General features: G+C 69.4%; 21 protein-coding genes. 11 read left to right on the top strand and 10 right to left on the bottom strand.

Annotated elements, in window-relative coordinates; genetic code table 11:
• Window positions 1–4: 4 nt before the first annotated feature.
• Entirely contained in the window at window positions 5–679 is a 675-nt protein-coding gene (locus AC5Y2S_RS26960; protein ID WP_499959550.1) for a methyltransferase family protein, read from the bottom strand.
• A 175-nt stretch (window positions 680–854) separates the two neighbouring features.
• Window positions 855–1136 carry a hypothetical protein gene (locus AC5Y2S_RS26965; RefSeq protein WP_499959551.1) on the bottom strand — a complete coding sequence of 94 codons (282 nt, stop codon included), beginning with the start codon at window positions 1134–1136 and terminating at the stop codon, window positions 855–857.
• An 886-nt stretch (window positions 1137–2022) separates the two neighbouring features.
• Here AC5Y2S_RS26965 and AC5Y2S_RS26970 point away from each other — a divergent pair.
• The 4 genes from AC5Y2S_RS26970 to AC5Y2S_RS26985 are packed head-to-tail and all read left to right on the top strand — an operon-like array spanning window position 2023 to window position 5853.
• Complete coding sequence (locus tag AC5Y2S_RS26970; RefSeq protein WP_499959552.1) at window positions 2023–3471, top strand: PE family protein; 1449 nt, start codon at window positions 2023–2025, stop codon at window positions 3469–3471.
• Between the two features lie 38 nt (window positions 3472–3509).
• Complete coding sequence (locus tag AC5Y2S_RS26975) at window positions 3510–4670, top strand: 8-amino-7-oxononanoate synthase (RefSeq protein ID WP_499959553.1); 1161 nt, start codon at window positions 3510–3512, stop codon at window positions 4668–4670.
• Window positions 4667–5341 carry a dethiobiotin synthase gene (gene bioD, locus AC5Y2S_RS26980; RefSeq protein ID WP_499959554.1) on the top strand — a complete coding sequence of 225 codons (675 nt, stop codon included), beginning with the start codon at window positions 4667–4669 and terminating at the stop codon, window positions 5339–5341. The genes AC5Y2S_RS26975 and bioD overlap by 4 nt, the downstream gene beginning before the upstream one ends.
• Window positions 5341–5853, top strand: coding sequence for a 2'-5' RNA ligase family protein (locus tag AC5Y2S_RS26985; RefSeq protein ID WP_499959555.1), 513 nt, complete (start codon window positions 5341–5343; stop codon window positions 5851–5853). Before bioD ends, AC5Y2S_RS26985 begins: the two co-directional genes overlap by 1 nt.
• Here the strand turns inward: AC5Y2S_RS26985 and AC5Y2S_RS26990 are convergent.
• The 4 genes from AC5Y2S_RS26990 to AC5Y2S_RS27005 all read right to left on the bottom strand — a co-directional run bounded on the left by AC5Y2S_RS26990 (window position 5850) and on the right by AC5Y2S_RS27005 (window position 9683).
• Window positions 5850–7214: a hypothetical protein gene (locus AC5Y2S_RS26990; protein WP_499959556.1), complete on the bottom strand. Its 1365-nt coding sequence runs from the start codon at window positions 7212–7214 to the stop codon at window positions 5850–5852. The genes AC5Y2S_RS26985 and AC5Y2S_RS26990 overlap by 4 nt on opposite strands.
• Window positions 7211–7573, bottom strand: coding sequence for a hypothetical protein (locus tag AC5Y2S_RS26995; protein ID WP_499959557.1), 363 nt, complete (start codon window positions 7571–7573; stop codon window positions 7211–7213). Before AC5Y2S_RS26995 ends, AC5Y2S_RS26990 begins: the two co-directional genes overlap by 4 nt.
• Before the next feature lie 4 nt (window positions 7574–7577).
• Window positions 7578–9416: a hypothetical protein gene (locus tag AC5Y2S_RS27000; protein ID WP_499959558.1), complete on the bottom strand. Its 1839-nt coding sequence runs from the start codon at window positions 9414–9416 to the stop codon at window positions 7578–7580.
• Between the two features lie 78 nt (window positions 9417–9494).
• Window positions 9495–9683: a hypothetical protein gene (locus tag AC5Y2S_RS27005; protein ID WP_499959559.1), complete on the bottom strand. Its 189-nt coding sequence runs from the start codon at window positions 9681–9683 to the stop codon at window positions 9495–9497.
• 144 nt (window positions 9684–9827) lie between these two features.
• Between AC5Y2S_RS27005 and bioB the strand changes: the two genes are divergently transcribed.
• Genes bioB through AC5Y2S_RS27020 form a run of 3 tightly spaced genes read left to right on the top strand, consistent with a single transcriptional unit; the run spans window position 9828 to window position 11764 of the window.
• Entirely contained in the window at window positions 9828–10868 is a 1041-nt protein-coding gene (bioB, locus tag AC5Y2S_RS27010) for a biotin synthase BioB (RefSeq protein WP_499959560.1), read from the top strand.
• Between the two features lie 12 nt (window positions 10869–10880).
• Window positions 10881–11108 carry a biotin synthase auxiliary protein BsaP gene (gene bsaP / locus AC5Y2S_RS27015; protein ID WP_499959561.1) on the top strand — a complete coding sequence of 76 codons (228 nt, stop codon included), beginning with the start codon at window positions 10881–10883 and terminating at the stop codon, window positions 11106–11108.
• Between the two features lie 23 nt (window positions 11109–11131).
• The gene (locus AC5Y2S_RS27020) at window positions 11132–11764 is read left to right on the top strand and encodes a DUF2567 domain-containing protein (protein WP_499959607.1); all 633 of its coding nucleotides are present in this window, start codon (window positions 11132–11134) and stop codon (window positions 11762–11764) included.
• Window positions 11765–11907: 143 nt separating this feature from the next.
• Here the strand turns inward: AC5Y2S_RS27020 and AC5Y2S_RS27025 are convergent, their stop codons facing one another.
• Window positions 11908–13248 carry a lipase family protein gene (locus AC5Y2S_RS27025; protein ID WP_499959562.1) on the bottom strand — a complete coding sequence of 447 codons (1341 nt, stop codon included), beginning with the start codon at window positions 13246–13248 and terminating at the stop codon, window positions 11908–11910.
• Between the two features lie 155 nt (window positions 13249–13403).
• Window positions 13404–14114, bottom strand: coding sequence for an NUDIX hydrolase (locus AC5Y2S_RS27030; RefSeq protein ID WP_499959563.1), 711 nt, complete (start codon window positions 14112–14114; stop codon window positions 13404–13406).
• 47 nt (window positions 14115–14161) lie between these two features.
• Here AC5Y2S_RS27030 and nadA point away from each other — a divergent pair, with 47 nt between their 5' ends.
• From nadA to nadC, 3 genes are read left to right on the top strand one after another with little or no spacing between them, the layout of a single operon-like run.
• The gene (nadA, locus tag AC5Y2S_RS27035; protein WP_499959564.1) at window positions 14162–15211 is read left to right on the top strand and encodes a quinolinate synthase NadA; all 1050 of its coding nucleotides are present in this window, start codon (window positions 14162–14164) and stop codon (window positions 15209–15211) included.
• On the top strand, window positions 15208–16791 hold the full coding sequence (locus tag AC5Y2S_RS27040; protein ID WP_499959565.1) for an L-aspartate oxidase: 1584 nt from the start codon (window positions 15208–15210) through the stop codon (window positions 16789–16791). Before nadA ends, AC5Y2S_RS27040 begins: the two co-directional genes overlap by 4 nt.
• 2 nt (window positions 16792–16793) lie before the next feature.
• Complete coding sequence (gene nadC / locus AC5Y2S_RS27045) at window positions 16794–17648, top strand: carboxylating nicotinate-nucleotide diphosphorylase (protein WP_499959608.1); 855 nt, start codon at window positions 16794–16796, stop codon at window positions 17646–17648.
• 72 nt (window positions 17649–17720) lie between these two features.
• Here nadC and AC5Y2S_RS27050 read toward each other — a convergent pair whose 3' ends face one another.
• The gene (locus tag AC5Y2S_RS27050) at window positions 17721–18134 is read right to left on the bottom strand and encodes a nitroreductase family deazaflavin-dependent oxidoreductase (RefSeq protein ID WP_499901957.1); all 414 of its coding nucleotides are present in this window, start codon (window positions 18132–18134) and stop codon (window positions 17721–17723) included.
• A 229-nt stretch (window positions 18135–18363) separates the two neighbouring features.
• Between AC5Y2S_RS27050 and AC5Y2S_RS27055 the strand changes: the two genes are divergently transcribed.
• On the top strand, window positions 18364–19608 hold the full coding sequence (locus tag AC5Y2S_RS27055) for a sensor domain-containing phosphodiesterase (protein ID WP_499959566.1): 1245 nt from the start codon (window positions 18364–18366) through the stop codon (window positions 19606–19608).
• Window positions 19609–19639: 31 nt separating this feature from the next.
• Here AC5Y2S_RS27055 and AC5Y2S_RS27060 read toward each other — a convergent pair whose 3' ends face one another.
• Window positions 19640–22408, bottom strand: a complete 2769-nt coding sequence (locus AC5Y2S_RS27060; RefSeq protein ID WP_499959567.1) for a winged helix-turn-helix domain-containing protein — start codon at window positions 22406–22408, stop codon at window positions 19640–19642.
• Between the last annotated feature and the right edge of the window lie 21 nt (window positions 22409–22429).

Genomic DNA, 22429 nt, shown 5'->3' on the forward strand with positions numbered 1-22429 from the left:
GTCGCTACCACATGGACGGCACGAGGCGATAGCGAACCTTCTGCGTGTATTCGCGGTAGCCGTCCAGCTCCTTCTGGAGCAGCTGCTCCTCGTCGCGGATGCGTGAGGCCAGCACGAGCAGGCCGGGAACGACGAAAACCAGTCCCCAGTAAGAACCGAGCGCCAGGGGGATGCCGACCATCATGATCACGTTGCCGGTGTACATCGGGTGGCGCACCAGCCCGTAGAGGCCGCTGGAGACGACCTTTTGGTCCGCCTGCACCTGGACGGTCGCCGAGGCGTAGCTGTTCTGAATGATCACCATCGCCACCACACCCAGGCCAATGGCGACCAGAACGTCTCCGACCACGCAGATCGCCGTCGGCACCGGCGACCAGCCGAAGCGATGGTCAAGCGCGCTGACCACGACCATCGCCGCCAGCGACGCGTACAAGCCGGCGATGATGACCCGCTGCGCCATCCGGCCCTCGGCCGCCGGCCCGCCACGCATCCGCGCCTCGAGCGCGGCGGGGTTCATCCGCAGCAAGTACACGGCGGGGATCCAGGCCGAGACGCCGACCACCACCAGAAAAACCCATGCCTGCCAGTAATTGAATGTGCCCGCCGGAAAAAACAGCATCGCGCCGAACACGACAAACTCAACAACCGCGAAGACCAGCATCTTAGGAATGGTTTTCACCCATCCTCCTTCGTCCGTCCCTACGGCACGCCAATAGCGCGGCCTTCGCGCCGGCGAGCACGCCGGCGGCACAGACTGAAACTACCGTCGCCTACCCGGCGGATGTGGGCGAATGTGTCATTGCCCCGCACGAAGTCCGGCGAGCGTGCCGAAGTGACGTCGAAGGCTTATGGGATTAAGGGCGCAGGTGCTGCTGCGCGACCCGCAGCAACGCAAAATCCGTCTTCGGCGGCAGCACGGGCGCGCATTCCCGGGGCGTGTCTTGGCAGGAACCACCGCGCCGCAGCTTCTCGATCGCCCCGAGCACCTGGCGACCTACCGACATCTGATACTCACGCAGGTACTGCACGCGGCGCGGGTCATCCTCCGTCAAGTGGTGGGTGAGCGGATGCTGCGTCTTCCAAACCGCGTCCTGCGCGGCTTCCCCGACGGCTACCAGAAAGTCGTCCTCGTCCATGCTCCCCCGATCGCGCATCACGCATCCAGTATCGGTAATTCTCCATCTGAGAGCGGGTTTTAGCAATTTTTGTACCCGGTCATTTCGCTATTAAACATCCGTCTAGTGAGAATGGATCCAGTAAACATTTTCACACTGACAACTATCGACCGAAAATGAAGGCCCGTCCGGACGTTACGAACTGATCGCCCTGCATAACATGGCAACTGGTACCGACGCCGGCGGACGGAAGGGTGGATGGTACGAGTCCTTCGGCTCCGCGAGGGCAAATTCCTTTTCCGGTTCGCCAAATTGCCCATGACGCAAATTCCGATTTTCACTTTGTTTGCCGACCGGCACGCCAGCGGGCGAGGGCAATTCGGCCTCACCAGCCCTAACCGGGGGCGAAGACGCGGGTGCGGGGGAGCCGCGGCAATTGCGGACGCGTGTCTTTCCGCGGCGCCGGCGAACCGGCGCGAATCCGGGCCCGGCCCTCGCCACCACGCCCACGCGGCCGGCCGCCAGAGGCATGCCGCGGCGCGGGCGTCCGCCGCGGCGGTAATAACGACCTTTCCTCTGGACCCGCCCGAAGATACGCAAAGTTGGGAATGCCACGCCTAATCGTGATTTAGGATGGATTGAGGCGGAATCAGATGCATGACGTTATGTGTGCCGATCGTGACCGGTGTTGGCACCAGCGACCGCGGTGGGTGGCCAGCGCGGGCGCCGGACGTCGGATAAATGGCTCTTCCCGGCCTGCCGCCGCGGGTGCGAAACGCGTTGGACCAAATCTCGTGAAACGTTGTAAGGCACGTGTGCAACGGGATAGGTTTTCACTTTGGTCAGTGGATTGTGATCGTCGTCGTATGGAGGCCTACGAGCCCGAGGCGGTCTTCGGAGGTCAGCCATGTCGTATCTGATCGCGGCGCCGGATGCGCTCGCGGCGGCGGCGGCGAAGGTGGCGAGTATCGGCTCGTCGGTCAGCGCCGCTAACGCGGCCGCGGCCGCCCCCACCACCGGTGTGATCGCCGCAGCTGGCGACGAGGTTTCGGCGGCGGTCGCCTCGGTGTTCTCCGACGCCGCAAAGCAGTTTCAGGCGTTAAGCGCTCAGGCAGCGACGTTTCAATCCCAGTTCGTGCAGGCCCTGACCGGGTCGGGCGGGGCGTATGCCGCCGCCGAGGCAACCAATGCGGCCAGCATTTCGCCTTACTCGATTTTCGCGCCGATTTGGAACGCGGTGGCGGACGCCTCCGGGCCGGCCCCGCCGCCCAGGACGGACGTCCTGGGGACGGTGATGTACGAGTTGAACCAGACCAGCCAGCAGCTGGTCGGGGCCCCGCTGTTCTTCGACGGGGCCGACGGCACGCAGACCAGCCCGAACGGCCAGAACGGCGGCTTGTTGCTCGGTAATGGCGGCAAGGGCTGGGACTCCACCCTCGCCGGCGTGGCCGGCGGCAACGGCGGGCAGGCCGGGATCTTCGGCAACGGGGGTGCCGGCGGGCTGGGCGGCGCGGGCGCGGCCGGGGGCAACGGCGGGGCCGCCATTTGGGGCGGCAATGGCGGGGCCGGCGGGGCCGGCGGCGCCTCCATCACCTCGGGGGTGAACGGTGGTAACGGCGGGATCGGCGGGCCCGGTGGATTCCTGTCGGGTGTCGGTGGCGCCGGCGGGGCCGGCGGGAACGCAACCGACGCGACCGGCGGCACCGGCGGAGCAGGCGGCAACACGGGCTTCCTCGGGGGCGCCGAATTGGGCGTGGGCGTTCCGCAGGGCGGTACCGGCGGGGCCGGCGGCCTGAGCCTCACCGGCCAGGGCGGCGATGGTGGGGCCGGCGGAGCCGGCTTCGCATTGGGCGGCACCGGCGGGGCCGGCGGCCAGGGCGCCACCGGCGGCAACGGCGGCTCGGGCGGTGTCGCGTTCAACCTGGGGTGGGGAACCGCGACCGGCGGGACCGGCGGCGCGGGTGGCATCGGCACGGTCGGCGCCGGGGGGAACGGCGGTCACGGCGGGGGCGCGATCATGGGGCCCTATAACTTCACCGTCGACACTTTCAACGGCCTGGCGATCTACCCGCCCGAGTGGGGCACCGCCACCGGCGGGCTCGGCGGCACCGGTGGCTTCGGGGTCACGGTCGGCGGCACCGGCGGCCAGGGCGGCACCGCCCAAAACTATTTGTCGACCGGACATTCCATCGGCGGCACCGGCGGGACCGGCGGCGGCGGCGCCATCGGCGGCAACGGCGGCAACGGCGGCAACGCCTACTCGATCACCGCGGGCAACACCACCGTCGGGACCGGCGGCGCGGCCGGCGGCATCGGCGGGACCCCCGGCAATCCCGGGCAGGTCATCACACCGTAGCGAGGGCCGATGCCGCCCGCCCCGTAGGCTGAAGGCCCATGAACGCCTTCCCGCGGGCACCGATCGAGGTATCACCGCTGGCCTGGCTGGACGCGGTGGAGAGCCAGCGCCGCGAGGCCGGGCTGCGTCGCTCGCTCCGCCCGCGTCCCGCCGTCACCACTGAGCTGGACCTGGCTTCCAACGACTATCTCGGGCTCTCCCAGCACCCCGACGTGATCGAGGGGGGCATTGCGGCGCTGCGCATGTGGGGCGCCGGGGCCACCGGCTCGCGCCTGGTCACCGGCGACACCGAGCTGCACCAGGAATTCGAATCGGAGCTCGCCGAGTTCGTCGGCGCCGCCTCGGGCTTGCTGTTCTCCTCCGGATACACCGCCAACCTGGGGGCCGTGGTCGGCCTGTCCGGCCCCGGTTCGCTGCTGGTGTCCGACGCCCTGTCGCACGCCTCGCTGGTGGACGCGTGCCGGCTGTCACGCGCCCGGGTGCTGGTGACGCCGCACCGCGACGTGACCGCAGTGGACGCGGCCCTGGCTTCCCGGGACGAGGAGCGCGCCGTCGTCGTCACCGACTCCGTCTTCAGCGCCGACGGCTCGCTGGCCTCGGTGCGCGAATTGCACGAGGTATGCCGCCGCCACCGCGCGCTGCTCATCGTCGACGAGGCCCACGGCCTCGGGGTGCGCGGCGGCGGGCGCGGGCTGCTGCACGAGCTCGGGCTCGCGGGCGCGCCCGACATCGTGATGACCACGACGCTGTCCAAGGCGCTGGGCAGTCAGGGCGGCGTGGTGCTCGGGCCGGCGCCGGTGCGCGCCCACCTGATCGACGCGGCCCGCCCGTTCATCTTCGACACCGGCCTCGCGCCGGCGGCGGTGGGCGCCGCGCGGGCCGCGCTGCAGGTGCTGCGGGCCGAGGCGTGGCGCCCGGACGCGGTGCTGCGCCACGCCCGCGTCCTGGCCGAAACCTGCGACGTGCCGGAACAGCCGCAGTCCGCGGTGGTGTCGGTGATCCTGGGCGATCCGGAAGTGGCGCTCGCCGCCGCGACCGCCTGCCTGGACGCCGGCGTCAAGGTCGGCTGCTTCCGCCCCCCGACCGTGCCCGCCGGGACGTCGCGGCTGCGCCTGTCCGCGCGCGCGTCGCTGGACTCCGACGACCTCGAGATCGCGCGCGGGGTGCTGACCGACGTCCTTGCCGTCGCACGCCGTTGACCGTTCTGGTCGTCACCGGCACCGGCACCGGGGTCGGTAAGACGGTCGCCACCGCGGCGCTGGCCTGCCACGCCCGCCAGGCCGGCATCGATGTGGCGGTGTGCAAACCGGTCCAGACCGGCACCGATGCCGGCGACGACGACCTCGCCGAGGTCGGCCGGCTGTCCGGGGTGACCGAACTGGTCGGGCTGGCGCGGTATCCGTTGCCGCTGGCCCCGGCCGCCGCGGCCGAGCACGCCGGGACGGCGTTGCCCGCCGGCGACCGGGTGCTACGGCTGATCCGCGACCTGGACCGCCCGGGGCGGCTGACGCTGGTCGAAGGCGCGGGCGGCCTGCTGGTCGAACTCGCCGAGCCCTGCGTCACGCTGCGCGACCTCGCCGTCGGGCTGGGCGCCGCTGCGCTGGTCGTCGTCAGCGCCGAGCTGGGCACCCTCAACCACACCGCGCTTACCCTGGAAGGCCTTGCTGCCCAACGAGTTCCGTGCGCGGGCCTGGTCATCGGGAGCTGGCCGGCCCGGCCCGGCCTGGCGGAGGCGTCGAACCGGACGGCGCTGGCCGGGCTGGCCCCGGTGCGGGCCGCGCTGCCCGCCGGCGCGGCGTCCCTGCCCGACTTCGCGGCCATCAGCGCCGCGGCGTTCGACCACGACTGGGTGAGCGCGCTGGTGCGCTGATGGTCCATTCCATCGAGCTGGTCTTCGACCCCGACACCGAGGAGGCCGTTCGCGGCATCTGGCGGGCGTTGGCCGCCGCCGGGATCCCGAGCCAGGCGCCGGCCAGCCGGCCGCACGTCACGCTGGCCGTCGCCGAACGCATCGACCCCCAGGTCGACGCGCTGCTGGGTCCGGTCGTCCAACGGCTTCCGCTGGGCGCGGCGATCGGCGCACCGGTGCTGTTCGGGCGGGCGAACGTCGTGTTCGCGCGGCTGATCGTGCCGACGAGCGAGCTGCTGGCCCTGCACGCCGAGGTGCACCGGCTGTGCGGTCCGCATCTGGCGCCGGCGCCGATGTCCAACAGCCTGCCCGGCCAGTGGACCGCCCACCTCACGCTGGCCCGCCGCGTCGGCGGGCACCAACTCGGGCGGGCGCTGCGCGTCGCGGGCCGCCCGGCGCAGCTCGACGGCCGCTTCGCCGGCCTGCGCCGCTGGGACGGCGGCAAGAAGGCCGAACACCCGATCGTCGGCTAACCGCCGAACAGCAGATACAGGCCGGTGAACGTGTAGCCGACCATGACCAGCATCATGGTGAGCTGCCCGGTGAGCTGATGGCCGGCCGGCAGCAGCCGCAGCGCCCTGTCGTGCGCGGCGACCACCGCCACGATGTGGCCGGTCACCACGGACGCCACCTTGATCCCGGCGAGTACCGGGGGATGCGCCGACAGCACATAGGCGACGTGAAAATGGGCCAGCCCCAACAGGTTCCATCCGCGGCCGAACGGATCGGCCAGCGCGATCACGGCCTGCTGGCCGCGCTCGACGAGGTAGGACAGGTAGTGCGCGAAGATGTAGCCCACCACGATCGGGATCAGCGAATGCGCCATCCTGCCCGGCAGCGCGCGGCGCTGCTCGCGGTCGATGCCGCCGGCGGCCCGCGCCGCGAGCGAAAACGTCACCGCCACAACGGAAATGAACACGATTAGCCCCACGGTGCGCAACACCGACGACGACAGCGTCGGCGGCAGGCCGAAGCTTCGGGAGATTCCGTCGGCGAACCCGCGCCACGTCGGCGACGACGAGAAACTGTCGAACGCCGTCGACCCGAGCAGCACCGCCAGCAGCACCACCACGCCGGGGCGGACGGGCAGCGACGGCAGGTGGTCGAGCGGGTTTCCGACGACGATCTTGCCGGTGGCGGGGTTGCGGCGAAACGGGCAGAGGCGGGAAACCGCCATGCTGTACACGCCGAACGGGTCGGCCCGGGCCAGCCAGCGCTGCCCGCACAGCCACGCCCCGCCCAGCATCAGCGCGGCATAGATCGCCAGCCACGCCCGCACCAGCGGCAGCGACGCCGAGTTGGGGCTGGCCAGCTCCAACCACACGAAGGCGAACAGGCCCAGCGCCGCGGGGCGATAGCCCCAGCCCTCGCGATAGGACCGCCGCGGCCGACCGAGTCGCACCGGCGTCACGCGCCGCAGCAGCACATACACCGTGCGCATCGGCGAGATCACCCGCCAGACCGGCCCGAAGAGCAACGACAGCGCCACCAACCCGACCCACAGCAGCACGTAGAACGCCCCGAGCAGGGCGTTGGACTCCGACTGCGGGCCCCACACCCCGGCCAGCACCACCCACGCCGCGAACGCCAGCGCCAGCCCGGCGGCCGTCCAGCGGGTGGCCCGGGCGTCGACGAAGGAGGTCAGCGCCGACGGCAGCGGGCGGCCGGGCTTCCCCGGATCAAACCGCGGCCGCCGCCACGCGAACGCCACCAGCGCGAAGGTGAAGGTCAGCGCCCACGCGGCCCCGACCATCGCGTACAGATACGGCACCGGAAGGTCGCCCGACCCGCCCAGACCGTGCGCGAGCACCGCGGTCGCGCCGCCGGCACTCACGGCTCGACTTGGATGGTCGCGATCGTGCGGTCCAGGTGGTGCAGCTCGACCTCGACGTTGCCGGGGACGTCGACGCTGAACTGAAAGGTTTGGCCGGGCGTGGCCGCGACCGGGAACTTGTGATCGGGCGTTGAGTGCACGTGCAGCTCGTCGGCGGCGTCGCTGTTGACCCGCAGGGTGATCTGCTGGCGCACCTTCGCCTGCAGCGTGGCGTTGGTCGGGGTGACCTGGCCCTTGGCGATGGTGACGTCGACGACCGGCGCCGCGGCGGAGGACTGGGTGTGCGAACCGCCGCAGGCGACCAGCGCCCACGCCAGCGCGGCCGTCCACGCTACGACGAGGGCGCTGCGAACCGTCATCACGCTATGCAGCCCTGGGAGCCCCCGGCACAGGGTGCCTTTCCTCGACCGGCTCCGGCGATTCCTGGGCGTTGTTCAGCCGGCCGGCACCCCACGTCAGCGCGCTGATCACCATCAGGGTCAGGATCAGCACCACGATCCCGCCGGCGGTGAACAGCCAGGCCGGTGCGCTCTGGTCGCGTTCGCGCTGCAGGATGGTGACCTCCAGGACGAACGGCCGCACGCTTTGCGCCAGCGCGGGAACCTCGGGCGCCGGAATGGCGTCGTCCGCCGGCTCCCAGATCGGCACGGCCGTCATCGTGCGGCCGTCCTGCACCCGCAGCAGCGTCTTCCAGTCCCCCCACACGGGAACCGGCTGGGTGGACCGGTAGTGCCCCGGACCGACCTTCTCCAGTCGGTCGATCATCAGGCCGCGGTTGTTCTCCATTCGCCCCTGCCAGGACAGGATCGTCAGCCAGTCCGGATGGTCGCTGACGAACGGCGGCGTGAGCTGCACGTCCGCCGACACCATCCGCCGCCCCGGTTGGCTGGGCTGGTCGGTCAGCGTGACGGTGGCGGTGTTTTGGCTTGGCACCACGATGTGCAGGCCGTTGGCCACCGCGCCGCCGATCACCAACACCGTCAACACCACCGCGGCGATGCCGATCCCGCGGCCCGGGAGCCGCTGTCCGGTGAGCACCATCCCGAACATCGCCCCGCACACCCCGGTCAGCACGGCCACCGGCACCGACATCGCCAGCGCCTCCCCCCACATCCTCGTCGGCCAGGGGTAGTGGTACACCGCGCCGATCCACAGCGACTCCAACCACAGCCCGACGGTCGCCACGCCGAGGCCGCAGACGGCACCAAAAGCGATGGGGCGCTTGAGGAGCGGGCTCAGGGCCACCAGCTCGACGACCAGCGCCGGCCCCAGATACAGCGGGAACCAGTTGATCGGCGCGCCCAGGATGGGGCCGACCACCAACGCGACCAGGCCCCGCAGCGCGATGGCGAGCAAGGCCCCGATGATCGCGCCGCCGCGCCCCATGGTCAGGCGGGCGGCCACCGCCGCCAGCGAGGACGCAGCGGCGATCAGCATCGGCTGGAACACCAGCCGGAATTGTGGGACGCCGAAGTCGAATTCGATCTGATAGACGGACAGGCCGATGAACAGGCCGCCGAAGGACAGGTAGCGCAGGAACGTGATGAACGGGCCATGGAAGACCTCCGCGCCCTCCCGGGCCTCGCCCTCGCGCTCCAGCATCAGCACCGAGAAAAGGGAAAAGCAGGCGCCGCCGATCATCATCAAATGCGTTGGGCCCCAAAGTGTCACGTCCTGCCCGAAGATGCGGTGCCAGATGTCGTCGAGCGGGAACCCGATCATCGCGTACAGCCCGCAGCCCGCCATCAGCACGCCGCCCACCGGCGCGTACCAGTTACGCGTGATGCGCACCGCCGCCGGGCCTGGTTTGTCGAACGGCAGCACGACCGACAACATGCCCGCGACGAAGATCCCGAACAGCCCGATGATGATGAAGTAGTGCGCCGGGTTCGCCAGCGGGCCGGGGTCGCGCCCGTTGCCGATGTGCCAGCTGACGTCCCAGATGAAGCCGAACAGAGCGCAAATGATGAACGTGGTGAAGACCAGCACCGGCAGGGCGACCCAGTTGGGGCGGTGGAACTTTTCGCCCACCTTGTCGGCGATCCGGGTCAACCATTCGATTCGGTGGGTGCGGTGCGCATAACCGATCCACAGCATGGCCGCGCCGATCACCATGGCGGCAATCGACAATCCGATCACCTGGTTGAGGCCGGCGCCGCGCGCGGGCGCCTCGGCCACAAAAGTGAGTTCCGCCGATTTCATCGTCAAACCCTCCTGCACCCCGGCCTGGCGAGCTGTGATGCAACTCGCAGGAACCGGAATGCCCCGATCGAGGGCTCGTCAATCACGCTTTGGGTCGGCGGCGTCGCTTTGCTGGTTCGTCCCCTCTGCGCCGCTGCGGCGGTCCCTCAACGCGACGAACAGGATGACGCCGACCACCACGATCGCCGGCAGGAAGGCCGGGATCGCCAGCAGCAGCATGTGGTGGGCGATGTAAACGACCTGCGGATCGGTCTGCTGATAGGTCACTGTCCAGACATACCCCGGCGGTGCCCATGTGCCTCGTTTTTTCGGGGGCCGTTACCCTACTTTGAACACCGATTTATTCAGGCTGCCGCGACGACGTGGCAGGTGCGGGTGCGCGCGCACGCAAAAGATGCAGGGGAGTACCTGGTGACTCAAGCGGCAACTCGGCCGACGACCGACGCCGACGACTCGAACGACGACATCCTCGCGGTGGCCCGCCGGCAGGTGCTGGAGGGCGGCCAGGGCCTGACCCGGGACCAGGTGCTGCGGGTGCTGCAGCTGCCCGACGACCGCCTCGAGGAGCTGCTGGCCCTGGCCCACGAGGTGCGGATGCGCTGGTGCGGCCCCGAGGTCGAGGTCGAGGGCATCATCAGCCTCAAGACCGGCGGGTGCCCGGAGGATTGCCACTTCTGCTCCCAGTCCGGGCTGTTCTCGTCCCCGGTGCGCAGCGCGCGCCTCGACATCCCCAGCCTGGTCGAGGCGGCCAAGCAGACCGCCAAGTCCGGTGCCACCGAGTTCTGCATCGTCGCCGCGGTGCGCGGCCCCGACGAGCGGTTGATGTCGCAGGTCGCGGCCGGCATCGAGGCGATCCGCGACGAGGTGGAGATCAATATCGCCTGCTCGCTGGGGATGCTGAGCGCCGAGCAGGTGGAGCAGCTCTCCGCGATGGGCGTGCACCGCTACAACCACAACCTGGAGACCGCCCGCTCGTTCTTCCCTAATGTCGTGACGACCCACACCTGGGAAGAGCGCTGGGAGACGCTGTCGATGGTGCGCGACGCCGGCATGGAGGTGTGCTGCGGCGGCATCCTCGGCATGGGCGAAACCCTGGAACAGCGCGCGGAATTCGCGGCCGACCTGGCCGAACTCGGCCCCGACGAGGTGCCGTTGAACTTCCTCAACCCGCGGCCCGGCACTCCGTTCGGCGACCTGGAGGTGCTGCCGGTCAGCGAGGCGTTGAAGTCGGTCGCCGCCTTCCGGCTGGCGTTGCCGCGCACGATGCTGCGCTTTGCCGGCGGCCGCGAGATCACCCTGGGTGACCTCGGCGCCAAGCAGGGCATCCTGGGCGGCATCAACGCGGTCATCGTCGGGAACTACCTGACCACGCTCGGGCGCCCCGCCGAGGCGGACCTGGAACTGCTCGAGGATCTGCAGATGCCGATCAAGGCGCTCAACGCCAGCCTGTAAGAAACTGGAGACGTGGTTCGGGATCTGGGCGCCCCGGTCAGCGCCGGCGTCTACAACGTCTACACCGGGGAGTTGGCGGGCACGGCCGTGCCGACGGCCGCCCAGCTGGGGCTCGAGCCGCCCCGGTTCTGCGCGCAATGCGGACGCCGGATGGTGGTCCAGGTTCGGCCCGACGGCTGGCGGGCGCGGTGCTCGCGGCACGGAGAGGTGGACTCGGCGGACATGGAGGCCCAGCGGTGAGCGACTACGCCGAGCCGGCGCCCATGCAGCCCGTCGGCGTTCCCCGCCGCGCGCGGGTGCGCGCGGTCGTCGCCGTGGCGCTTGGGTTGGCCGCGACCGGGCTGGTGATCGGTGGGCTGTGGGCCTGGATCGCGCCGCCGATCCGTGCGGTGGTGGCGATCACGCGGGCCGGCGAGCGGGTCCACGACTACCTCGGCACCGAATCGGAGCATTTCTTCATCGCGCCGGCCCTGCTGCTGGGCCTGTTGACGGCGCTGGCGGTGGTGGGCGCGGTGCTGGTGTGGCAGCGGCGCGAGCACCGTGGTCCCGCGATGGTCGTCGGGCTGTCGGTCGGCATGGTGGTCGCCGCCGCGGTGGCCGCGGGGACGGGCGCGCTGCTGGTTCGGCTGCGCTACGGCGCACTGAACTTCGACGCCGTCCCGCTGTCGGGCAGCCCCTCGGTCGCCTACGTGACCCAGGCGCCGCCGGTGTTCTTCGCCCTCGATGTGCCGCAGGTGGCGGTCACCCTGATGTGGCCCGCCGGGATCGCCGCGCTGGTGTACGCCCTGCTCGCGGCCGCCGACGCTCGCGACGACCTGGGCGGCCTTCCGGTGGCCGACCGGCCGTCCGGCGCGGTGCCGATGGAGCCCGAGGCGCCGGAGGCCGCCGTCTCGTAGCGCTCCCAACGCCGCGAGTCGGCTCAGCCGCATCGAATGTGCGTCCACGGCTTTCGGTGTGAGCTCACGGTGAGATCTGGGCGATCTTCCCGCCCTGGATGCACACGCAAAGCCCAGGACGCACTCGACCTAAGAGGGGTGCCCTACAGGGGACGGTGCGGGACCTTGCGGCCGGTGATGACCTTGGCCGCGATCTTGACCAGCCGCGCCATGCCGACGTAGGTCATCGGGTTGAACATCGTCGGCCACGTCGTCCTGATGAGGTGCTCCGTGAGCGGACGGCCGGCGAACCGGTCGGTGAGCCAGCGCAGCGTCATCGGGGCGGACAGCGGGTGCAGGCAGATGTGCTCGTTGAAGGCGTCCCGGTGGTAGGTCACCCGCGCGCCGCCGGCCGAATAGGCGTCGGCGAGATTGTCGATGTCGTGCACGTCGATCAGGTAGTCGTGCACCGCCTGCACGATCAGCACCGGTGGCGTCGGCACCGCCGCGCCCAGCTTGATGCTGTCGAAGACGTACGTGATCTCCGGGGTGGACAGGATGTCTTCGAGCGGCTCGTCGAGGTAGTCGCCCATGTTCTTGCCGGCCATCCGCAGGACGGCTTCCACGGTCGTCATCTCGTGCAGCGAGTCGAGCAGGGCGCGGCCCTCCTCGTTGGTGTGCTCCTTGATCACCCGGTCCAGGTCGGGATAGACCTTGGCGAGCGCGGCCACCACCAGCGCGGGCAGGCCGGCCAGGAAGCTCCCGTTGAGCCTGCGGAACGTGTGGCCGAGGTCGCCGACGGGCGAGCCCAGCACCGCGCCGACGATGTCCAGCTCGGGGGCGTACTCGCCGCACATTTCCGCGGCCCACGCGCTGGCCAGGCCGCCGCCGGAGTAGCCCCACAGGCCGATCGGCGCCGACGGCGCCAGCCCGAGCCGGTCGGAGTTCAGGGCGGCGCGGATGCCGTCCAGCACGCGATAACCGGGCTCGTACGGCGCGCCCCACGAGCCGTGGAGGCCTTCGTGGTCGGGCACCGACACGGCCCAGCCCTCGGCGACGGCGGCGGTGATCAGCAAGAACTCGAACTGGCTGAGTGATCCGAGGGCCTTCGCGCGGCGCCTCATCGCATAGGACGGAAAGCAGCGGGACGTCATCGCGTCGATCGCGCACTGGTAGGACAACACCGGGCAGGTCTGCCCGGGAGCCAGCTCGGCCGGGACGATCACGGTGGTCGCCGTCGCCTCGGCCTCGCCGTTCATGTTCATCGTGCGGTAGAGCAGCTGGACGGCCTTGACGGGCTGCGGGATCAGACCCAGAAACGCCAGCTCGACGTCGCGCGAGCGCAGCACCGTCCCCGGCTCGGCGTGCTGGTAGCCGGGCGGGGGCTGGTAGAACGGGTCGTCCGAGGGCAGCAGCGGCCGGACCTTGCGCTGCAGCTCCTCGTGCTGCGGCCGCCCGATCCACTGAGCGCCACGCGTCCCCGCGAGATTGCCGAGCTCAACCATTCGCAGATCCCTCCTTGGCCAACCGGCATTCTCGCGCATGAACGGGCGGTGGCCAAAACGTAATCGCCGCATTGTGAGCCAGTTCTCGTGGTCCCCCCAGCTCACGGGCGAGGGTGTTCCGCCCAATGTACCGGCGTGTCGGGGGCGGCCGCTGGCTACAGCTGCCCGGGCGGCCGAAACGCGGCGAATTCGTCGGTGACCCGCAGCCGGGAGTCGGTGAAGTGGTACAGCGCCGCCGGGCGCCCCCCGCTGCGGCCGGACTGCGCGATGGTGCCGGTCTGGCTGATGACCCCGCGCCTGGCCAGCACCCGCTGCAGGTTCGTCGCGTCGACCTGGTAGCCCAGCGCGGCGCCGTAGATGTCGCGCAGCGTGGACAGCGCGAATTCCCTTGGCGCCAAGGCGAACCCGATGTTGGTGTAAGACATCTTGGCGACCAGCCTGGTCTGGGCGTGGGCCACCATCGGGCCGTGATCGAACGCCATCGGCGGCAGCGAATTCACCGGGTGCCAGCGAGTGTCCGGTGGTAGCTCGGGGGTGGCGGGGGACGGCACCAGGCCCAGGAACGTCGACGCGATCACCCGCGCACCGGGCACCCGGAGTGGGTCGGAAAACACAGCGAGCTGCTCTAAGTGAGCCAGCTCTCGTAGGTCGACCTTTTCGGCCAGCTGGCGGCGAACGGAGGTGGTCAGGTCCTCGTCGTTGCGCAACCGTCCGCCCGGCAGCGACCAGGCACCCTTCTGCGGATCCCTGGCACGCTGCCATAACAGCACGTTCAACTGCGGTTTTTCTCTGCGCGTAGCGCCCGTTACCTGACGAACCTGAAACACGACGGCGAGCACCTCGTGTTCAGTGCTAGTATGGCGCATGTTTTCGATTCTAAGTCGAAAACCTCCCGGCGCAAAAGGAGCCGCCAATGACGGTCTTGACTCGCATGGACACGCTCGCGCACGACATGAGTGCCCGCATCACCGACACCCCCGCCGGCTACGCCGGCCTGGACGGCGACGAGCAGTGGGCCGCCGAGGTTCGCCGGCTGGCCACGCTTCGCGGCGCCACGCTGCTCGCGCATAACTACCAGCTGCCCGCGATCCAGGACGTCGCCGACCACGTGGGCGACTCGCTGGCGCTGTCGCGGATCGCCGCCGACGCGCCCGAGGACACCATCGTGTTCTGCGGGGTGCACTTCATGGCCGAGACCGCCAAGATCCTCAGCCCAGACAAGGCCGTGCTCATTCCGGACCAGCGGGCCGGCTGCTCGCTGGCCGATTCCATCACCCCCGACGAGCTGCGCGCATGGAAGGACGAGCACCCCGGCGCCGTCGTCGTCTCCTACGTCAACACCACCGCCGCGGTGAAGGCCCTCACCGACATCTGCTGCACGTCGTCCAACGCGGTCGAGGTCGTCGAGTCCATCGACCCCGACCGCGAGGTGCTGTTCTGCCCGGACCAGTTCCTCGGAGCCCACGTCCGCCGGGTGACGGGCCGTAAGAACCTGCACGTGTGGGCCGGGGAATGCCACGTGCACGCCGGCATCAACGGCGACGAGCTCTCCGAGCAGGCGCGGGCCAACCCCGACGCCGAGCTGTACGTGCACCCCGAATGCGGCTGCGCCACTTCGGCTTTGTACCTCGCCGGCGAGGGCGCCTTCCCGGCGGAGCGGGTGAAGATCCTGTCCACCGGCGGCATGCTCGACGCCGCCCACGAGACCCACGCCCGCAAGGTCCTGGTCGCCACCGAGGTCGGCATGCTGCACCAATTGCGCCGCGCCGCACCGCAAGTCGACTTTCGCGCGGTCAACGACCGAGCCTCCTGCAAATACATGAAGATGATCACCCCCGCCGCGCTGCTGCGCTGCCTGGCCGAAGGGGCCGACGAAGTCCACGTCGACCCCGAGATCGCGGCGGCGGGCCGGCGCAGCGTGCAGCGAATGATCGAGATCGGGCAGCCGGGCGGCGGCGAATGATCACCCGCCCGGATTGGACCCACAGCGCCGACGTGGTCGTAATCGGCACCGGCGTCGGGGGTTTGGCCGCGGCGCTGGCGGCCCATCGCGCCGGCCGCAGCGTCGTCGTGCTGAGCAAGGCCGACCGGGCGAAGGGGGGGACCGCGACACACTACGCGCAGGGCGGCATCGCGGTGGTGCTTCCCGACAACCCGGAAAACCTGGACTCCGCCGAGGCCCACGTCGCCGATACCCTGGCCGCCGGCGCCGGCCTGTGCGATCCCGACGCGGTGTACTCCATTGTTGCCGACGGGTACCGGGCGGTGTCCGAATTGGTCGGTGACGGAGCGCGATTCGACGAAGCCATCCCCGGCCGGTGGGACGTGACGCGCGAGGGCGGGCACTCCCGGCGGCGCATCGTGCACGCCGGCGGCGACGCCACCGGCGCCGAGGTGCAGCGCGCGCTCGACCACGCCGCGGCCAGGCTGGACATCCGCGCCGGCCATGTTGCCCTGCGGGTATTGCGCAACGACGACACCGTCACCGGGGTGCTGCTGGGCGGTGTGGACGGCTACGGAATCATCAACGCGCCCTCGGTGATCCTGGCGTCCGGCGGGCTCGGGCACCTCTACGGGGCGACCACCAATCCCGACGGCTCCACGGGCGACGGCATCGCGCTGGCGCTGTGGGCCGGCGTGCCGGTGAGCGACCTCGAGTTCATCCAGTTCCACCCGACCATGTTGTTCGGCGGCGGAGGCGGGCGCCGCCCGCTGGTCACCGAGGCGATCCGCGGCGAGGGCGCGATACTGCTTGATGCGCAAGGCAATTCGGTCACGGCCGGCGTCCACCCGCTGGGCGACCTGGCCCCCCGCGACGTCGTCGCGGCGGCCATCGACGCGCGGCTGCGGGAGACCGGCGACCGGTGCGTCTTTCTCGACGCGCGCGGCATCGCGGGCTTCGAGGCGCGGTTCCCGACCGTCACCGCCGCGTGCCGCGAGGCCGGGATCGACCCCGTGCGCCAACCCATCCCGGTCGTCCCCGGCGCCCACTACAGCTGCGGCGGCGTGGTCACCGACGTATACGGGCGGACGGAGTTGCCCGGGCTGTTCGCCGCGGGCGAGGTGGCCCGCACCGGGATGCACGGCGCGAACCGCTTGGCGTCCAACAGCCTGCTCGAGGGGCTGGTGGTGGGCGGGCGCGCCGGGAGAGCCGCGGCGGCGCACGCCGCTTCCGCCGGGCGCACCCGCGCCGTCGCGCCCGAACCCGTCGCTCACACCGCCACGCCCCGCGGCGACCTGCACCGGGCCATGAGCCGGGACGCTTCGGTGGTGCGCGACGCCGCCGGGCTGAACCGGTTGTCCGACAAGCTGTCCGGGTCCCCGGTCCGCAACATCGCCGGCCGCCGCGATTTCGAGGACGTCGCGCTGACGCTGACCGCCCGGGCGGTGACCGCGGGGGCCTTGGCGCGCAACGAAAGCCGTGGCTGCCACCACCGCGCGGAGTACCCGGACGCCGCGCCCGAACAAGCCCGCAGCAGCGTGCTCCGGCTGGCCGACGACCAGAACTCGGTGCTGGTGGAGGCGCTGGCGGCGGTGGGGTGACGATGCTGTCCGACGACGAATTCGACGCCGCCCGCGACCTCATCCGACGCGCCCTGGAGGAGGACCTTCGCTACGGCCCCGACGTCACCACGCAGGCCACGGTCCCCGCCGGCGCGGTGACCACCGCGTCCATGGTGCCCCGCGAGCCGGGCGTGATCGCCGGGGTGGACGTCGCGTTGCTGGTCCTCGACGAGGTGATCGGCGCCGGCGGCTATCAGGTGCTCGATCGCGTCGAGGACGGCGCCCGGCCGGCGCCCGGCGAGCCGCTGCTGACGGTCCGGGCGGACACCCGCGGCCTGTTGACCGCGGAGCGGACCGCGCTGAACCTCATCTGCCACCTGTCGGGGATCGCCACCGCGACCGCGGCCTGGGTCGACGCGGTGCACGGCACCAAGGCCAGGGTCCGCGACACCCGAAAAACCCTGCCGGGCCTGCGGGCGCTGCAGAAATACGCGGTCCGCGTCGGCGGTGGCGTCAACCACCGGCTGGGGCTGGGCGACGCGGCGCTGATCAAGGACAACCACGTCGCGGCCGCCGGGTCCGTGGTTGAGGCGCTGCGCGCGGTGCGCGAAGCCGCCCCCAACCTGCCCTGCGAGGTCGAGGTGGATTCGCTCGAGCAGCTGGACGAGGTGCTGCCCGAGAAGCCCGAGCTGATCCTGCTGGACAACTTCCCGGTGTGGCAGACGCAGATCGCCGTGCAGCGCCGCGACGACCGGGCGCCCGCCGTGCTGCTCGAGTCCTCCGGCGGCCTCAGTCTGGAGAATGCGGCGACGTACGCCGCGACCGGCGTCGACTACCTGGCCGTCGGCGCGCTGACCCACTCGGTGCGCGTGCTCGACATCGGCCTGGACATGTAGGGCCTCTTCATCCGGCCGCGAAGGTGCAACTACCGACGCCCGCACTCGGGCGATGTGTCGCCAGTTGCACGCTCAGGCGATATCGCCGACGAACACCCCGACCCTGCCCAGCTGCGCGCGGACCATCCGCGGTAGGCCTTCACCGTCGGAGCCGGCGGGCAGGATCCGCGGGTTGGTGATGTGCACGACGCGGTTGCGGCTGTACTGCACGTCGGCCTCGCCGGCGGCCAGCACGTTCTTGACCCAGTTCGTCTTGCCGTGGGCCAACGCGATCGCCAGCACGTTGCCCTTGCGGTAGGGGGTGATGATGGTCTCGTACTCCTTGCCGGAGGTGCGGCCGCGATGCTTGATGGTCGCGGTCCCCGGCAGAAAACGCGCGATCGGCTTGACCGCCGGGTTGAAGTATTTGATCTGGAAGCGCTCGAACCAGACCGGGAATACCATCGGGACGCCCGGGGCGTTGTTCGGGTGATCCTTTGTGGACATTGCGGCTCCTTGCCGAAACTCTGCGGGCCTCGCGATCGCCTTTCATGCGCACTGTAGCGGTTGGCGACGCCCGCCGGGAAAGCCGCTTCACCCGCCATTCGGACCAGGGCCCGGCCCAAGCCCTTTTCGGGTAGCAGCAACGATGAAAACGGGTGGCTACGCACTGAACCGCGTGCTTGCGGGTTTAGCGTCCAGTCCATGGTCAGTGGTGGTGCGCAGGGGTAGGGCGGTGTTTGCGGACGAACCGCAGAGCAACGCGCTTGATGAAGCCGTCCTGGGGCGGGGGCTGGTCGCGGCATTCCAGCGTGTGGTGGCGTTGCCCAGCGAGACGGTCGTCGGCTACGAAGCGTTGGCCCGCTGGCCGGCTCTGCCTGACGCAGCGCCGGTTGACATATTCGCTCACGCGGCCAGGACGGGTCGGTTAGATCATCTGGACCATGCGTGTGTCCGCGCTGCGGTGCAGGGGGCACTGAAAGGCCGGTCCACCCCCGGAATGCTGTTGCTGGTCAACACCGAACCGGTAACCACGCATGTCAATCCGGCTGACGACCTTGATTACGTGCGCGCCGCCGCCTGGTTTCGTCTGACGTTCGAGCTCACCGAACGCGGTCTGTTGACCAATCCTCGGGCACTTCTTCGCAAGGTCGCGGCCCTGCGTTCGCTGGGATTCGCGATCGCGCTCGACGACATCGGGGCGCATCCGGACTCGTTGGCTTTGCTCGACGTGGTGGCGCCGGAGATCTTGAAGCTGGACATGGGAGTTGTGCAACGCCAACCCGATCGGATGCAGGCCCGCACGGTCGCGGCGGTCACCGCGCACCATGAGCGTACGGGCGCGGTCATCTGCGCGGAGGGTATCGAGACCGACGACCATCTGGAACGGGCGTTGGCATATGGCGCCACGCTGGGGCAGGGGATCCGGTTCGGCGTGCCCGGGGAGCTATCGGTGGCCCCGTCGGCGTTCTCCAACCAGATGCCGACGACGTACCCGCCGGCGGGTGCCCATCCCTCAACGTTCGACCTGGCGACGACGGTGCGGAATACGCGGACCGTTCGTGAGCAGACTTTGGTCGAGCTGTTCGGGCATGTCGAACACGTCGCGGTCAGCGCGGAAAGCCCTCCGATCGTCTTGAGGACGATGCAATCGAGTGATGACTTGAGTGAGGCAACGAAACGACGGCTTTCGGCTATTGCCGAAAGGTCGGCGTTGGTAGCGGTTTTCGCCGAGAACCCACCCGCCGATCTGGGGCCGCGGGTAAGGCGGGTGACGCTCGATCGCGCTGATCCATTGTCGGGTGAGTCCACCATCCTGGCGCTCGGCCCCGACACCGCGGCGGCGGTAATCGCGCGTGAAAAACGCTGTGACTCAGGATATTCCCATGACACTGAAGGCCGTCGTTTCGACATGGCAATCACCTTCGACCGCGCACACGTGACGGCGGCGGCGCGGGATCTACTGAGCCGCCTGATCTGAGTTTCAAACGTCAGCCATGACCTTCGGCGGTTCAAGGCAGGATCTCGCGCCGTCGCGCCTCGGATATCGATTCGCCGCGTGTGTTCACACCGAGCTTGACGTAGATGCTCTTGAGATACCACTTGACGGTGTTGATGGTCACTCCGACACTGCGGGCGATCTGTTTGTTCGCAAGTCCGGCCTCCACCAGGCGCAGGATTTCCACTTCGCGGGCGTTGAGCGGTTCCTCCGGAAGAGGACCGCGACCGGTGGCGCGGCCGATCACTGGAATCGCTGCTCTTGAGACGTCGGCTTGGGCGGTGCTGAGCAACCGCGACAGGTAGTCGAGCGGAACTTCGGGTAAGCCGGCCCCCCAGCGACCGGTTCGGCCGGCTTCGCGGAGGCCGACCACAACGTCCAACACCTCCGGACCGGCGTCGATGACGGTGCGAATGATGCCGGACTGCGCGCCCACCACTAATCCGGGCACAAGTGTTTCAATTGCGGCATCGGTGTCCCCGCTAAGGGAAAACACCCTGGCGAGCTCGATGGTGCTGTTGATCTCGGCGTAACGCCATCCGCTGGAACTGCTTTCGCGCTTGATCGTGGAAACCACTTCGTGCGCGGCGTCGTAGTCGCGCTGGGCGCACAGGATCCGTGCGTGCATTCCGAGTTGGTAGTGGCGCGTTGCCATTGCGATGCCGTCCATGCCCGACGCGATATCCGCCAGATGGGGCCTCAGAGTGTCTTGGGCGCGGTCCGTGTCGCCGACCCCCAGGTACAGACGCACGCGTTCGTAGTCGAGGGCCGCGGACAACCGGGGTAGCGAAAGGCGTTGCGCCGCCTGATCGCCTTCATCGAGCAAGGAAAGGGCGCCATCGACGTCCCCTTTTAGCACTTTGATGCGGGCCAGCCTGGTGTAGGTCGCGATCATGAATTCCGCTACGCCGCTTTCGGCCCCGAGTTCATGGCATTCTGTCAAAAGCCGTTCGGCTGTTTCGATTTCGCCGCGTTCGTAACAGACGGTGCCCAGCAGCGACCCCGCCAATCGGGCCGCGTGGGAATGGCGGCCGGCCACGCGCTGCGCCAGAGCCAGGCCCCCGGCGTAGTGGTCTTCGGCGGCGCGCATATCGAGCTGAGATCCGGCGGCCAGGCCGGCAAAGCATCGCCCGTAGACGCCGACAAAGGGTCCGCTGGCCGTCTCGTGAAAGCCCTTCGCCCAGCGTTGGAGTGACAACGCGTTCTCGTGACCAAACGTGTGAATGTCGACGAACGTGTGGATGTTCGCCGACACCGCTACCAGAAAGGGCCGGCAATGTTGATGATTCGCGAGGCACGGAGTGACCAGGGCGACGGCTCGGTCGATGCGGTCGCGATAAACGTCGGTGCAGGCCTGCACGACGTCGGCCTCACCGAGGATTTCGGCGCTGGTTGCATCGGTACTCGAACGCAGGGCTGTGCGCACGTGGTCGAGTGCGATCTCGGCCTCCTCCGCCCGCTGCAGCAGGCAATTGGCCCACGCGATGGCGATCTGGAGCCCTGGCCGCCCGGACACCACGTTGCCGGGCAATTTGTCCACCAACGCGAGCAGGCTGCCCATGCGGCTGTGTTCGACCAGATACATGGCCTGTCGTTCCACCAGATCTACCGCCTCGACGTCATCGCCGGCGGCCAGGGCGTGAGTCACTGCCTCGCTCAGCAGCCCGTGATCGGCAAACCACGCCGAGGCCGTCCTGTGCAGGCCCTCGATTTGGTCCGCGTAGTCGCGTTCCAGCCGCTGACGCAGGTATCCGCCGAAAAGGTGGTGATAGCGAAACCACTCACGGTCGTCATCGAGCGGCAGCAGAAACATGTCCCGGCGTTCGAGTTCTTCGAGGATGGCCTGGCCCCGCGGCTGCCCGCTGACTGCGGCGGCGAGGCCGCCGCACAGGCGGTCACAGATCGAGGTGGTCAGCAAAAATCGCAGCAGTTCGCCGGGCAATGCGTCGAGCACGTTTTCGGCCAGGTAATCGCCGATGGAGTGGTGGCGCCCGGAGAAGCCGCCGACCAGCGCAGACGCGTCCGAGGCGTTGCGCAATGAGAGGCTGGCCAGCTGTAGGGCCGCGATCCAGCCGTCGGTGTTGCACCATAGGCGGTGCACATCGTCGTCGCTGAGCTCGAGCGCGTTGAGGTCCAGAAGGAATTCGGCGGATTCCCTTTCGTCGAAACGCAGCTGCGCCGCATCGATCTCGGTGACCTGATTGCGCACTTGGAGTTTGCCGATCGCCGGTGCGCGGGTTCGGCTGGTGACGATCAACTGCAGGTTGTCCGGGCCGGAGTTGAACAGGAACTCCAGCGCTCCCGTCGCATCGGATCCATCGACCAGGTGCCAGTCATCGAGCACGATCGCGACCGGGCGCCGGCATTCGGCCAGTTGGTTGACAAGCTCGGCCAGTACGTAGCGCCGCGCATTGCCGGACTGCTGCTCCAGCAGATTTCCCAGATCCGCGCCGACAGTAGGTTCCACCCGCCGCACAGCCTCGACAAGGTGCCCGAGAAAGCAGACGACGTCCCTGTCGTCGGCGTCCAGACTCACCCATGCCGCGGGCAGGCCCTCCGAACTCAACTCCTGTTGCCATTGCATCGCGAGGGTGGTTTTGCCGAACCCGGCCGGTGCGTGGATCAACGTCAGCCGCTTGGCGCGGCCGGCCCGCATCAGGTCGATGAGCCGACTGCGGGTGACCAGCCTCCCAAAATTGGTCGGTGGCTGAACCCTCGTGGACACGATGCGCAGCCTTGCGTGCTCGTTTGCACCCAACTCACCCCTCCTCCGGAGCGTCATGCCCGGTCAGCTTCGCCCACG

This window comes from Mycobacterium sp. NGS69 (genome assembly GCF_059812165.1).